This window comes from Aminobacter sp. AP02, from assembly GCF_003148805.1.
In the GTDB taxonomy this organism is placed as follows: domain Bacteria; phylum Pseudomonadota; class Alphaproteobacteria; order Rhizobiales; family Rhizobiaceae; genus Aminobacter.
The window spans coordinates 14,943-27,275 of the sequence record NZ_QGGX01000036.1; the positions used below are offsets into that span (position 1 = coordinate 14,943).

Below are 12,333 nucleotides of genomic sequence, written 5' to 3' on the forward strand. Positions count from 1 at the left end.
CACTGTCCGCGCTTGGATTCGGCGACAACATTGGCAGGAGCGTTGGATGAAGCTCGACGGCAAGACGGCGATCGTCACAGGCGGCGCCAAGGGTATCGGCTATGCCGTTGCCGAGCGATTCCTCAGGGAAGGCGCGCGCGTGGTCATCGCCGACATCGACCAGGAACAAGGGGGCGCAGCCGAACGCGATCTCGCAAAGCTCGGCCAGGCGCGTTTTGTCCGCGCCGACGTCGGCAAGCGTCTCGACGTCCACAATCTGGTAGCCGCCACCATCGATGCCTTCGGCGACGTCGATATCCTGGTCAACAACGCCGGCATCGACCACCAGGCTGATTTCCTCGACCTCACGGAGGACGACTTCGATCATGTCCTGCGCGTCAATCTCAAGGGCGCTTTCCTCACCGGCCAGGCGGCGGCGCGCGTCATGGTCGACAAGGTCAAGTCTGGCGGCGCGCCCGGCGCCATCATCAACATGTCCTCGGTCAATGCGGTCGTAGCCATCGCCGACCAGGTTCCTTATGCGGTGTCCAAGGCTGGCGTCACCCAACTGACCACAGTCATGGCGCTGGGGCTTGCGCCCTACGGCATCCGCGTCAACGCCATCGGCCCGGGATCCGTTTCCACCGACATGCTTGCCCGCGCCAAGGCCGATCCGGCAGCGAAGGCCCGCATGCTGTCACGCACCCCGCTCGGACGCATCGGCGAGCCCGAGGAGATCGCCTCGATCGCCGCTTTCCTCGCCTCCGACGACGCCAGCTACATCACCGGCCAGACCATTTTTGCCGATGGCGGGCGGCTCGCGCTCAACTACACGGTACCTGTCAAAAGCTGACGCAAAGATAGTCCGGGAACCCGGCGTGCTCCTGACAGACTGCTGTCAGGAGGGGTATGCGATACTCTTCCCATTCAAGATAAGGAGGAGCCGTCATGAACACGTTCACGCCTGACATTTTTCGCACCATCAGGCACTATGCCGGCAAGGTCCGGACCATGCACAACGAGATCCGCACCGAGCGCTTCTTGAACTCGCTGCCGAACGATATCCGCAAGGACATCGGCTGGCCCGATCGTTTCATCTCGCGCCGTGCCGACCGCAACTGAGACCGTGCCTATCAGGAGGACACTCCGATGACCGATTCAAAAACCATTGGCCTGCTGTTCATCGAGGGCTATGCAGATTGGGAGTACGGCCTGCTTGCCGCCTCGGCTGTCGAGTGGTTCGGCGTTCGCGCGGTGGCGATATCGCCGCATGCCTCGCCGCTGACCTCGATCGCGGGCCTGCGCCTCAATGCCCAGCGCAGCGCCAATCCTGAGGAAAATCAGGACCTTGATGCGGTTGCGGTCATCGGCTCGGACGGATGGGCCGAAAACGATGCACCCGATGTCGCCCCCTTGCTCAGGGCAGTCGCTGCGCGCGGTGGTGTGGTCGGCGGCATCTGCGCCGGCACGCTGGCGCTCGCCCGCGCTGGCCTCTTCGAAGGCACGCGCCACACCAGCAATGGCCGTGACTGGATTCTCGGACATGAGCCGGGCTATGCCGGCGCGGGCGACTACCAGGATGTGCCGCACGCGGTCGCCGACAGGAAGATCGTGTCCGCTCCGGGCTCGGCGCCAGGCACCTTCGCGGTCGCCTTCCTCAAGGAGCTGCTGCCGGAAAACGGCGCCCAATTTGGCGAGATGCGCGCCATGTTCGCCCGCGAATATGGTGACGTCTCCTGACACTCCTGACACTACGCTGTCAGGAGCCCTGTGCGATGATGGGATCAAGAGTTCGGTGTGCGCCCTTGAGGATGTGGCATGAACTGCTGGAGCAACACGCTCGATCCACCGGGCGTCGACGGCACCATGCCTTTCTGCTGGCGTCGTCCAGCGAAGCCTGCCGGACTAGCTTTTTGACGACGCGCATTGTCATCGACGCCAAGCGCCCCCACTTGGTTAAACGACAGCGCGAGACTTTGAGGGGTTTTCGATGAGACGCGCAGACAGGCTGTTCCAGATCGTACAGCATCTTCGTGGTGGCCGCCTGGTCACCGCGCACAAGTTGGGCGCGTGGCTCGAGGTTTCCGAGCGCACGATCTATCGCGACATCGCTGACCTGCAATCGACGGGTGTGCCGATCGATGGCGAGGCCGGGGTGGGCTATATGATGAGGGAAGGCTTCGACCTTCCGCCGCTGATGTTCACACGAGACGAAATCGTAGCCTTGGTTGCCGGCGCCCGCATGGTCCGGGCCTTTGGCGGCGCCGCCATGGCGCGGGCGGCCGACGAGGCGCTGGTCAAGATCGGCGCTGTCCTGCCCGATTCCGAAAAAGACCGCATCGCCCGCACCGAAATCCATACACCGATGTGGGTGGTTTCCGACGCCGACCGCGAGGCGATCGACCTGATCGAGCGTGCCGTCGAAAGGCGCCAGGTGCTCAAGCTCGACTACAGCGACGAAGCCGGTCGCGGCTCGGCGCGCGATGTGCGCCCGCTCGGCCTGTGGTTCTGGGGCAAGGTATGGACGCTGATCGCCTGGTGCGAGATGCGCAATGATTTCCGCGCCTTCCGCATTGACCGCATCTCTTCGGTCGCATCCGCCGGCCGCACCTTCAAGCCCGAGCGCGGCAAGCTACTCGTCGACTACTATCGCAGCGTCGAACGTAGCGAATCCTTCGGCACGCCCGACCGCAGTTTCCGCGGCTGACGCATCCTCCCAACGTCAGTTCCGCTTGGCTGGCCCGGCTAAAAGCCGGGCCCTTTTTCTGGGCCAAAGTCACAAGCAATCGGGCGCCGAACCTGCATGGCCGGCCGACAAACTCGATCGGTCCGCTCGAGGCCGCTTTGCGGCTTCAGCTTCCGACGTCAGCCACCGATGACATGTCCATCGCCGCGGCGACAATGACACGTCTCAGCCATATGTGCCTGGGCGCGTCTTGCTGGCGCGCGTGCCAGGCGAGACTCATCGTGAAACTCTTGAGATCGAAGGGCGGCGGCAACGACACCAGGCGCCTCATATTGGCGGCCGCCCGTGCCAGGCTGGACGGCAGTGTCATGATGAGGTCGGAGCGAGCGGCGATCTCGACAGCCGCGAAGAAGTTCGGCACGCGCAGCTTCACCCGCCGCGTTCGTCCCATACGCGCAAGCACCTCATCGACAGGTGCGGGCCCAACCCCGGTGACGCTCACCACGATATGCTCAAGCGCCAGAAAGCGCTCGAGCGTGAATTCTCCGGCAAGAGCAGGGTGATCCGCTCGCATCAGCGTCACGAGTTCTTCGTCATAGAGACGGCGTCGGCGGATGCCCGCCGGCGCTTCGTCGATCAGGGCCACCATCGCATCCGCGTCGCCCCGCTCCAGCAGATCGAGGCCGTGCGAACCCGGCGCGTCAATGTCGAGGTCAAGCAACGGTGCCTCATGGGCGAGGCGGGCGAGCAAATACGGCGCGAGCGATGCGGCCTGCAGATCGGGCGTAAGAAGCCTGATTCGACCCGTCGCCGTCGCGGGATCGAACGCATTGGCCTCCAGCATTTCTCCGACGCCCGCCAGTATCCAGCTCAGCACCGGACGTACTTCTTCAGCCCGGGAGGAAAGCACATAGCCGCCCGGCCCATCGACCAGCAGCGCGTCCGAAAACAGCGCGCGCAACCGCCCGAGCGCGCGGCTCGCCGCAGGCTGGCTCATCCCGAGCCGATGAGCGGCCCGGGTGACGTTCTTCTCGTCCAGCAGCGCCTCGAGCGCCACCAACAGGTTGAGGTCGATCCGGCGTAAATCCACTTCGCGCATGATGACTATATAATCCATGCATTGGACGCATGGAAAGCCTGGACCTATCCATCTCCTTGTCGAAGTTAACAATGAGGGAGTGGCAATCATGTATGTCGTGCTTGGAGCAAACGGACGCGCCGGCGGCGAGACGGCGCGCGCACTCATCCAACGCGGCGAGGCCGTGCGTGTCGTCCTGCGTCGCAAGGAACAAGGTGAAAAATGGGCCGCCCTCGGCGCGGAGGTGGCTGTCGCTGGCATCGAGGATGCCGACGCCATGGTCGACGGGCTGAGCGGCGCGCAGGCCGCTTTCTTGCTCAATCCGCCACCGGTGAACGGTGATCCCTATGCGCGCACCGAGGAACTTGGCGCAGCACTTGCCGACGCAGCGCGCCGTGCACGTCTGCCCAGGGCCGTTGTCTTGTCGTCCATCGGAGCGCAGCATGCCTCCGGCATAGGCGTCATTGCGACCCTCAATCGGTTCGAAGCGCTGCTTGCCGGAGCAGCTCCGGCGACCACCTTCCTGCGGTCAGGATACTTTGTCGAGACCTGGAGTGAAGTGGCGCAAACCGTCATGTCGGACAGCGTGCTGCCTACCTTTCTCGAACCCACGCAGAAGATCCCGATGGTGAGCACGATCGATGTCGGCCGAGCGGCCGCAGCCCTTCTTTGCCAGGACCGGACCGGCAAAAGGGTCGTGGAACTGGCCGGACCGGAAGACTGGAGCGCCGGCGATGTGGCTTCGGTCTTCGCGGAAGTTCTCGGCCGGCCGATAACGCCGATACTTGTTCCGTCGGAACAGCGCGCCGCGATTCTATACGGAGAAGGCGTGCCCACGGAGGTGGCGACCGCGCTTCTCGGGATGTTTGAGGGGATCGCCAACGGCCTGTTCACGCGCCAGAGCGACAGTGAACACCGGCGCGGCACTATTTCTCTGGCCACAGCCATAGAGCGCATTGTCGCAACGGCTGAACCGGCCGGCAGCTGACCCTCAGCTGAATAGATGGGCCGGTCATTTGCTGCCGCTCAGTGGCCTTGACCATCCAGGCCGAGGCTACAAGCTCGATCGGCCCACTCGATCTCAGGCGCTCGGCAAGCCGCGCCAAGCCCGATGGTCGCAATGCTCTTGCAATCTGCAACCATCAAACACGCGTGCCTGCTCAAAGTTTCAACATCGGCATGCCCGCGCCAGAGACCTCATCGATATGAAAAAACAAGCTTCCGCCATTTCAGGCGCCATCGTGGCCATCGCCTCGATAGCCACTGTCGCAGCCTTCGCCGGCGGCCTGCTCTATCTCGACCGCAAGATGGGAAGGCCATTCATCGCGACGGCTCCCAACAGCGCGACCGCGGCTCAGCTTCCCGCCGACGCGGAAATCAGCCGCATCCTTGCCGAGAGAATCGACGATCAAAAGCAAAGCGTCGGTATCGTCGTTGGCACCATCGGTCCGGCCGGGCGCAGCATCATCGCCCATGGCAGCTTCGGTGGTATCGATCCGCGGGCGGTCGACGGCGACACGGTCTATGAAATAGGCTCGGTCACCAAGCTGTTCACCGGCCTGCTTCTGGCCGACATGGCGCGGCGCGGCGAAGTCGCACTCAACGATCCGTTGGCCAAGCACCTGCCCATGAATATCGCGGTTCCAGAACGCGACGGCAAGATGATCACGCTTGCCGATCTTGCCACGCACACGTCAGGCCTGCCGCGCATGCCCTACGATTTCGAACCAACCGACGAAACCAACCCCTATGCCGATTACACGACCGAACAGATGTTTGCCTTCGTGTCGAGCTACCAGCTGCCGCGCGACATCGGCTCCGAATATGAATACTCCAATCTTGGAGCCGGCCTGCTAGGCCAGGCACTCGCTCAGCGCGCCGGCAAGGATTATGAAGCCCTGGTTCGGGAGCGCATAACTGGCCCACTCGCCATGCACAGCACGACGATCGAGCTTACGCCGCGGCTAAGCGGGCGGATGGCGACCGGCCACAACGAGATGCTGGAAATCGCGCCGAATTGGGACCTGCCGGCATTCGCTGGCGCGGGTGCCTTGCGCTCGACGGCCAACGACCTGCTGACTTTCCTCACAATGGCACTCAGCACGGACAGGACGCCGCTTGCCACGGCCGTTGCCGACACGCTGGCCACGCGGCGGGCGATCGGCGAACAGGAGACCTCCGCGGCGCTCGGCTGGGTCGTCACGAAAAGCAGCAATGGCGAGATCGCCTGGCACGATGGCGGCACCGGCGGTTACAGCGCCTTCATCGGCGTCCACCCCGTCATGAAGACCGGCGTCGTTGTCCTGTCGAATGCCAACACCGGCGTCAGCGACATCGGCCTGCATCTGCTCAATCCCGAGATCCCGCTCACCAAGCCCAAGCCGCGCCGCGCCGAGGTCGAGGTCGATCCCAAGCTCTTCGACAACTACATCGGCCGCTACCGGCTCGCGCCGGACGTGATCCTCACCGTCATGCGCGACCAAGACAGCCTCTTTGGCCAGCTCACCGGCCAGCCCAGGCAGCGGCTGTTTTCACAAGGCGGGCATCGCTTCTTCTACAAGGAGGTGGAGGCAGCCGTCACCTTCACCGCCCCGGCAGCAGGCCTATCGCCCAGCCTCGTCCTGCATCGGTTCGGCCGCGACATCCCCGCCCCCCGCATGCCGGACTAATCCCCAGGTCGCGGAACAAAAAAAAGCCCCGTCGAAACGGGGCTTTTTGCTGCGGGGGAGAACCCCTCAGAACTTGTCGTCTTCGTCCTCGTCGGGCGTCTTCGAGCGCAGGGCCGAAAGCTTGGCGAACACGGCGTTGGCGTCGAGTTCCTTGTCTTCGTCCTTGGGCGCGGCCTGGTCCGGGGTCAGGCGCTCGGTCAGCGCTGCCGGCAAGAGCGTATCGCCGACCGCGGGGGCTGCTTCGCGGCCGCGCGAGGCGCGCTGCACTTCGATGTCGAGGTCGATCTGCGAGCACAGGCCGAGTGCCACCGGATCCAGCGGCGTCAGCGTCGCCATGTTCCAGTGCTTGCGCTCGCGGATCTGCTCGATCGTCGCCTTGGTGGTGCCGACGAGGCGCGAGATCTGCGCGTCCTTGAGCTCAGGATGGTTCTTGACCAGCCAGTAGATGGCGTTCGGGCGATCCTGGCGCTTGGACAGCGGCGTGTAGCGCGGGCCCTTGCGCTTGGTCTCGGGCACGCGAACCTTGGGGTCCGACAGCTTGAGACGGTGGTTGATGTCGGCCTCGCCCTTGGCGATCTCGGCGCGCGTCAGCTGGCCGGTCATGATCGGGTCCATGCCCTTGATGCCCTGGGCCGATTCGCCGTCGGCGATAGCCTTCACCTCGAGCGGGTGCAGCGAGCAGAACTGCGCGATCTGGTCGAACGAAAGTGCTGTGTTGTCGACCAGCCAGACGGCGGTCGCCTTGGGCATAAGCAGCGTATTGGCCATGCGATATATCCTCTTCGCTCGCCCGCGTCCCTCACGCGGGCGGTGGATCAAGCCACCAGAAAATGGGAAATTCGGGCCGTATATAGACGTATTCGCCCGCCACCGCAACGATTTTGGAACTGCCCGCAAACGCGCCGTTTCAAACGAAAAGGCCCCGCCCCGGCGCGAACCGGAGACGGGGCCCGTCATTCCAGGCGAAAGCTTACTTCAGCTTGTCGGCAACGGCTTCGATCGCCTTGACAGCGCATGCCTCGTCGAAATTGCCGCCCGGTGCACCGCCGACGCCAACAGCACCGATGACCGCGTCACCAGCCTTGATCGGCATGCCGCCCGCCAGGACGAGGAAGCCCTTGATGTCGACGAGGCCGGCGGCACCGGCGTTCTTCTGCACGTTCTCGGCCATCTTCGACGTCGGGGTGCGCGACGAGGCCGAGGTGAAGGCCTTGTCCTCAGCGGCGGAAACTGTGTGCGTGCCGGCATTGTCGGCGCGGACCAGTGCGCGCAGCACGCCGGCGCGGTCGACCACGGCGGCCGTCACATTGTACTTGTCGGCGGCACAAGCAGCGACAGCACCCTGCGCGATCTCGACGGCGAGGCTCGACGAAATGTTCTTCTCGGTCAGCACCTGGGCGGAAGCGGCACCGGTGACGGCGGCAGTGGCGGCGGCTGCGAGGAGGATGTTCTTGATCATGACCTGTCCTGATGTTTCAGGGAAAAGCGTCGTGCTTGTCCTGAACCAGAACTACCCAATCCACCCGCGCCGCAGAATCCGCGATGCCACCACCTGGCCTAGGTAGGATTACCTACGGCGCGCGAGGCCAGCAAAAGTGGACGCCGGTTTTGCGTCCGGTCCACTAAGATGCCAGCGCCAGCCGCACCTGCTCGGCCACCGAACTCGTGCCCAATTTCTCCGCGATCTTCGCCCGGTGCGCGTCGATGGTCCTGACCGACAGCTCGAGGCTTGCGGCGATCTCCTTGCTCGCCCAGCCGCGCGCCACCATGTCGAGCACCTCGCGCTCGCGCTCCGTCAGCTTGGCCAAAAGCGTCCGCGCCTCGCGCTTTTCCAACCCGGCATCGAGGCTGGCGAACCCCTGCTGCAGCGCATCGACCAGCACCTCGCCGTCGATCGGCTTGGTCAGGAAATCCTGGATGCCGGCCTTGAAGGCGCGCCGGCAGGCGGCGACGTCGCCATGCCCGGTGATCATGATCGTCGGCCAGTCGATGCCGCGCTCCCCAAGCTTCTGGTAAAGCTGCAGGCCCGACACCAGGGGCATGCGCAGATCCACCACCAGCACGCCCGGCTTTTTCTCATCCACATGCGCCAGGAAGGTCTGCGGGTCGCCAAACGTCTCCGCCGTAATGCCATAGGTCGAGAGCAAGAAGGCCAGCGCCTCGCGCACCGCCTCGTCGTCGTCGACAAGATAGACCCTGTGCATGCCCTATGCCTCCCGCGCCAGCGGTAGCGTCACCGTGAACCGCGCACCGCCGCCGGCAACAGTCTCCGCAGCGATCCGCCCGTCCACGCGCTCGACAAGCGTCGCGCACAGCGACAGCCCCAGCCCCATGCCGTCGGCCTTTGTGGTGAAGAACGGTACAAACAGCTTTGGCAAGACCTCCGCAGCAATCCCCGGCCCGTTGTCGCTGACCACGATCTTCGCCTCGCGCCCCACACGCCCGGTCGAAATCGTCACCACCCCGCCGCTGCCCGTCGCCTCCGCCGCGTTGCGGATCAGATTGTGCAGCACCTGCTCCATCTCGATCGTATCGACCACCGCCTCGGGTGCTGGCTGCGTAAGCTCCAGCACCAGCGCCACGCCGCGCCGCTCGAGGTCGGTGCGCGTCAGCGCCACCACCTCGGCAACGATCGCGTTCAAATCCTGCCGCGCCCGCTCAGGCGCCTTGTTGGAGGCATAGTCGCGCATCCGCTTCAGCATCTCGCCGGCGCGCTTGGCCTCGCGCACATTGACGTCGAGCGCGCCTGAAATCTTCGCCATGTCAGGCTTTTCCGCCCGCGCCAACCTCAGTGCCGCCTGGCTGCGGCTCAGAAGTGCCGTCAGCGGCTGCGTCAGCTCATGCGCGATGCCCGACGCAAGCTCCCCCATGGCGTTGACGCGCGAGGCATGCGCCAAAAGCGTCTCCCGCTCCTGCACGGCAAGCCGCTCCTCGGCCTCGCGCGCCGCAAGCAACGAGCGCTTCACCGCCGCCCGCTGCCCAAGCCCGAAGGCCAGTGCCGCAGCCAAAAGCCCCGCCACCACGGCAAAACCCAGCAACCGCCCCGGCGGCACCAATGCCGCCAAAGGCAGCGACCGGTCGAGCGAAAGCAACAGCCGCTGCCCCTCGCCGTCGATCACCTTTTCGAAATGCGGCGGCTTCAGCCACAAAACCCCAGATCCCAGCGAAGCATCGGCCGGCAGGTCCACCAAGGCCTTGCCGTCGAGGCTGAGCACCAGATGCGCAAACCCGGGCCGCTCCTCCGGCTCGACAAGCTTCGTGGCATCGATCATCAGCACCACGGCCAGGTCGGAAGTTTCAGGCGCGCGCTTGGCCAGGAGATACCGCCCCTCGCCAGCAGCATAGACGCTCGGCCTGCCCCGCACCTGCCCCGCGATTTTTTCCGCCAGCGGCGCCAGATCGACCCCGCCCAATGCAGGCACCGCCACCACCTCGCGCACGGAAACACCCCCGGCCGAACCAGCGCCAACGCCTGCCGGCTGCGCTGCCCCGCTCCCCTCAGTCTCCGCACCCGCTGTAATGCCTGCCGGCTGCGATGCACCTTCAGCCGCCCCCCCATCAGCCGCGCCCGCCCCCTCGGGTCCGAGCGAAACTAGCGCCAGCCAGGCGATACGGGGATAAAATCGCGAAATGCTCTCCATCACCTGCCGCACGGCCCCGTCGGGCGCGGGCTCGGCCCCGCTGGACAGCGCGATCAGCGTGGTCAGATGCGCATCATGCTGCGCCACCCGCTGCGAGATCAGCCGATGCAACGTCCGCCCGGTGACCTCCAGCTCGTCGGCCAAGCGCGTGCGCGACGTCTCCACCGAGGCGGCCACGAACGCGACGAGAGCGGCGAGCCAGAGCACGAGGGCGAGGAGACGGGGATTGGAGAGGGGTGAGGTCACGTGGGGCTAATGTTGGGGCCAGAAATCGACACCACCATAGTTGAGGACCAATCAGAAAGGAACGGACTGTCTGTTTAACGGCAAATGCTAACTTATCAAGCGATGCAGACATGTTCTGCTCGCTGTTGAGAGCAGTTGCCGGGCACAAGCGGTGACTTGTGGCTGGGCGGTCAGTCTAACAGCGAACGACCCGGCTGCTGGATTGTGACCCGGCATCGGCGTATACTCTGGCCCTGAATTTCCAGGAGGGACAGCCATGAATGCAGTGCCTCAATGGCGGCTCGCAGGCGACTGGTTCGACATCTGCAGCTGCGACATCCCTTGCCCTTGCGAGTTCGCACAGCGGCCGACGGGTAATCACTGCCAAGGCGTGCTCGCCTGGCATGTGCGCGAGGGTCAATATGGCGGCGTGAAGCTAGACGGCCTGACGCTCGTGGCACTCGGCGAGTTCGAAGGCAATCTCTGGGCTGGCGAGGCGAAGGCCGTGATGGGCATGTACATCGACGAGAAGGCGAACGAGCGGCAGCGCGATGCCTTGCAGGTGATCTTCGGCGGCCAGGCCGGCGGCTGGCCGGCGGGCTTTGCGGCCAATATCGGCGAGATGCGTGGCATGGAGTTCGTGCCGATCAGTTTTGAGGTAGCAGGCGACCTCGCCACGTGGCGGGTCGAAATTCCCGGCCGCGTCGTCGGGCGCGCAGAAGCGCTTTCCGGTCCAACCACACCGCCCGGCAAGCGAGTGCAGACAATCAACCCGCCGGGCTCGGAGGTTGGCCCGGGCCAGGTTGCCACCTGGGGGCGCTCCGTAGAAGTGAGCACCAAAGGCTTCGGGCTCGACTGGACGGGCACGGCCCGATCGAGCAAGCACATTCCGTTCGACTGGACCGGCCCGAACTAGGGCGGCGCGCCGTTGCCTGACCCGCTCCCCAGGAAATGGTGGCTTGTCCCTCGTGGCATGCCGCTGGGCCTCCTTGCATCGCTCGCTGCGCTGACAGCTGGGGCATGGGTGCTCACCCTCTACCAGAGCTTCAGCATGGACATGCCCATGGGAATCGCCGTGCGCGGCGGGATGCAGGGTATGGAAGGGATGGCTGGCATGGCTATGGCCGGAATCGCCGCCGGCGGCTGGTCAGTTGCTGGCGCTGCCACCTTTGTCTTTGTGTGGACTGTGATGATGGCGGCTATGATGCTGCCTGCCGCATCGCCCATGATCTTTATGTTCGCGACCGCGCAGGCGAGACGCGAACAGAACGTGGCCATCCCGACATGGATCTTCGTCGCGGGCTACATGCTCGTCTGGGCGGCGGCAGGCCTTCTCGTATATGTCCTGGTCCAGTTCGGCAGCGAGTTTGCGGCAAGCCTCGAACCGCCTCAGCGGTCGAAATGGGCGCCGGTCGCGCTCGGTACCACGCTTGGCGTCGCCGGGCTCTACCAGTTCACGTCCCTCAAGCACATCTGCCTGAGCCATTGCCGGTCGCCGCTCGCCTTCGTTGCGCAGCACTGGCGCGACGGCCGGGTTGGTGCGCTCGTGATGGGGCTGCGCCATGGCATCTATTGCTTTGGGTGCTGCTGGGCGCTGTTTGCCGTGCTGGTTGCCGCCGGCGTCATGAGCGTCGCCTGGATGCTGCTTCTGACGCTGGTCGTCTTCGTCGAGAAGCTGCTGCCGCGTGGCCGTCGCTTCGAGGGTGCTTTGGGCGTTGCGCTGGTGGGTCTCGGGATCTTTGTATCGCTCGGCGTGATTGAGCTGCCTTGGATGAGTGGTTAAGGCCGCTCACCTGTCGGTCGATAAGTCGAGACGCTCATGCCGACAAGCGACCGGTCGGATATAGGGCAAGCGATGCGGCGCGAGCGTCGCGTCCATTTCTGGCACAAACTCGCCCATGATATACTCACTCGCGATGTCTGATCTTGATCGCCGACGAAGTCGGTGCGGGTGTCCTAGATGATGAAGGGTTTCGGGTGCCGGCAGGCGTACGAAAGCCTCCCATGCAGGAACCCGCGAGCCACAGGCGACGGCTTATGGAGATTTCGGATTTC

13 protein-coding genes are annotated in these 12,333 nt (G+C 64.7%); 8 read left to right on the plus strand and 5 right to left on the minus strand.

Going from position 1 to position 12,333, the window contains the following annotated elements; translation table 11 throughout:
• Positions 1-46 precede the first annotated feature (46 nt).
• The 4 genes from C8K44_RS25885 (at position 47) to C8K44_RS25895 (ending at position 2,686) form a co-directional block, all read left to right on the plus strand.
• Positions 47-832, plus strand: coding sequence for an SDR family oxidoreductase (locus tag C8K44_RS25885; protein WP_109578635.1), 786 nt, complete (start codon positions 47-49; stop codon positions 830-832).
• Between the two features lie 95 nt (positions 833-927).
• A complete protein-coding gene (locus C8K44_RS27805; RefSeq protein ID WP_199227210.1) occupies positions 928-1,101 on the plus strand; it encodes a hypothetical protein in 174 nt (57 codons plus the stop codon).
• A gap of 27 nt (positions 1,102-1,128) precedes the next feature.
• Positions 1,129-1,719, plus strand: a complete 591-nt coding sequence (locus tag C8K44_RS25890) for a DJ-1/PfpI family protein (protein ID WP_109578636.1) — start codon at positions 1,129-1,131, stop codon at positions 1,717-1,719.
• Positions 1,720-1,969: 250 nt separating this feature from the next.
• On the plus strand, positions 1,970-2,686 hold the full coding sequence (locus C8K44_RS25895) for a YafY family protein (protein ID WP_109578637.1): 717 nt from the start codon (positions 1,970-1,972) through the stop codon (positions 2,684-2,686).
• A gap of 145 nt (positions 2,687-2,831) precedes the next feature.
• Here the strand turns inward: C8K44_RS25895 and C8K44_RS25900 are convergent, their stop codons facing one another.
• Positions 2,832-3,764, minus strand: coding sequence for a LysR family transcriptional regulator (locus C8K44_RS25900; protein WP_199227211.1), 933 nt, complete (start codon positions 3,762-3,764; stop codon positions 2,832-2,834).
• A gap of 88 nt (positions 3,765-3,852) precedes the next feature.
• Between C8K44_RS25900 and C8K44_RS25905 the strand changes: the two genes are divergently transcribed.
• A complete protein-coding gene (locus C8K44_RS25905) occupies positions 3,853-4,731 on the plus strand; it encodes an NmrA family NAD(P)-binding protein (protein ID WP_109578639.1) in 879 nt (292 codons plus the stop codon).
• Between the two features lie 217 nt (positions 4,732-4,948).
• Positions 4,949-6,412 carry a serine hydrolase gene (locus C8K44_RS25915; RefSeq protein WP_199227212.1) on the plus strand — a complete coding sequence of 488 codons (1,464 nt, stop codon included), beginning with the start codon at positions 4,949-4,951 and terminating at the stop codon, positions 6,410-6,412.
• Between the two features lie 66 nt (positions 6,413-6,478).
• On the opposite strand, the gene C8K44_RS25920 is transcribed toward C8K44_RS25915, so the two are convergent.
• The 4 genes from C8K44_RS25920 to C8K44_RS28205 all read right to left on the minus strand — a co-directional run bounded on the left by C8K44_RS25920 (position 6,479) and on the right by C8K44_RS28205 (position 10,299).
• The gene (locus tag C8K44_RS25920; RefSeq protein WP_109578641.1) at positions 6,479-7,180 is read right to left on the minus strand and encodes a DUF1013 domain-containing protein; all 702 of its coding nucleotides are present in this window, start codon (positions 7,178-7,180) and stop codon (positions 6,479-6,481) included.
• A 202-nt stretch (positions 7,181-7,382) separates the two neighbouring features.
• Positions 7,383-7,871, minus strand: a complete 489-nt coding sequence (locus tag C8K44_RS25925; protein ID WP_109578642.1) for a heme-binding protein — start codon at positions 7,869-7,871, stop codon at positions 7,383-7,385.
• Between the two features lie 163 nt (positions 7,872-8,034).
• Positions 8,035-8,616, minus strand: coding sequence for a response regulator (locus C8K44_RS25930; RefSeq protein WP_109578643.1), 582 nt, complete (start codon positions 8,614-8,616; stop codon positions 8,035-8,037).
• Between the two features lie 3 nt (positions 8,617-8,619).
• Entirely contained in the window at positions 8,620-10,299 is a 1,680-nt protein-coding gene (locus C8K44_RS28205) for a HAMP domain-containing sensor histidine kinase (RefSeq protein ID WP_146204014.1), read from the minus strand.
• A gap of 256 nt (positions 10,300-10,555) precedes the next feature.
• Between C8K44_RS28205 and C8K44_RS25940 the strand changes: the two genes are divergently transcribed.
• Positions 10,556-11,194, plus strand: coding sequence for a DUF1326 domain-containing protein (locus C8K44_RS25940; RefSeq protein WP_109578645.1), 639 nt, complete (start codon positions 10,556-10,558; stop codon positions 11,192-11,194).
• Positions 11,195-11,392: 198 nt separating this feature from the next.
• Positions 11,393-12,061 (plus strand): DUF2182 domain-containing protein, encoded by a 669-nt coding sequence (locus tag C8K44_RS25945; RefSeq protein WP_245417640.1) that lies wholly within the window; start codon positions 11,393-11,395, stop codon positions 12,059-12,061.
• Positions 12,062-12,333: the final 272 nt, after the last annotated feature.

Bases quoted from the DNA above. Each gene is read 5' to 3' on its own strand.
- C8K44_RS25925 (WP_109578642.1), bottom strand. From the start codon at position 7,871: ATGATCAAGAACATCCTCCTCGCAGCCGCCGCCACTGCCGCCGTCACC.
- C8K44_RS25900 (WP_199227211.1), bottom strand. From the start codon at position 3,764: ATGCGCGAAGTGGATTTACGCCGGATCGACCTCAACCTGTTGGTGGCG.
- C8K44_RS25940 (WP_109578645.1), top strand. From the start codon at position 10,556: ATGAATGCAGTGCCTCAATGGCGGCTCGCAGGCGACTGGTTCGACATC.
- C8K44_RS25905 (WP_109578639.1), top strand. From the start codon at position 3,853: ATGTATGTCGTGCTTGGAGCAAACGGACGCGCCGGCGGCGAGACGGCG.
- C8K44_RS25885 (WP_109578635.1), top strand. From the start codon at position 47: ATGAAGCTCGACGGCAAGACGGCGATCGTCACAGGCGGCGCCAAGGGT.
- C8K44_RS25915 (WP_199227212.1), top strand. From the start codon at position 4,949: ATGAAAAAACAAGCTTCCGCCATTTCAGGCGCCATCGTGGCCATCGCC.
- C8K44_RS25945 (WP_245417640.1), top strand. From the start codon at position 11,393: ATGGCTATGGCCGGAATCGCCGCCGGCGGCTGGTCAGTTGCTGGCGCT.
- C8K44_RS25895 (WP_109578637.1), top strand. From the start codon at position 1,970: ATGAGACGCGCAGACAGGCTGTTCCAGATCGTACAGCATCTTCGTGGT.
- C8K44_RS25890 (WP_109578636.1), top strand. From the start codon at position 1,129: ATGACCGATTCAAAAACCATTGGCCTGCTGTTCATCGAGGGCTATGCA.
- C8K44_RS25920 (WP_109578641.1), bottom strand. From the start codon at position 7,180: ATGGCCAATACGCTGCTTATGCCCAAGGCGACCGCCGTCTGGCTGGTC.
- C8K44_RS27805 (WP_199227210.1), top strand. From the start codon at position 928: ATGAACACGTTCACGCCTGACATTTTTCGCACCATCAGGCACTATGCC.
- C8K44_RS25930 (WP_109578643.1), bottom strand. From the start codon at position 8,616: ATGCACAGGGTCTATCTTGTCGACGACGACGAGGCGGTGCGCGAGGCG.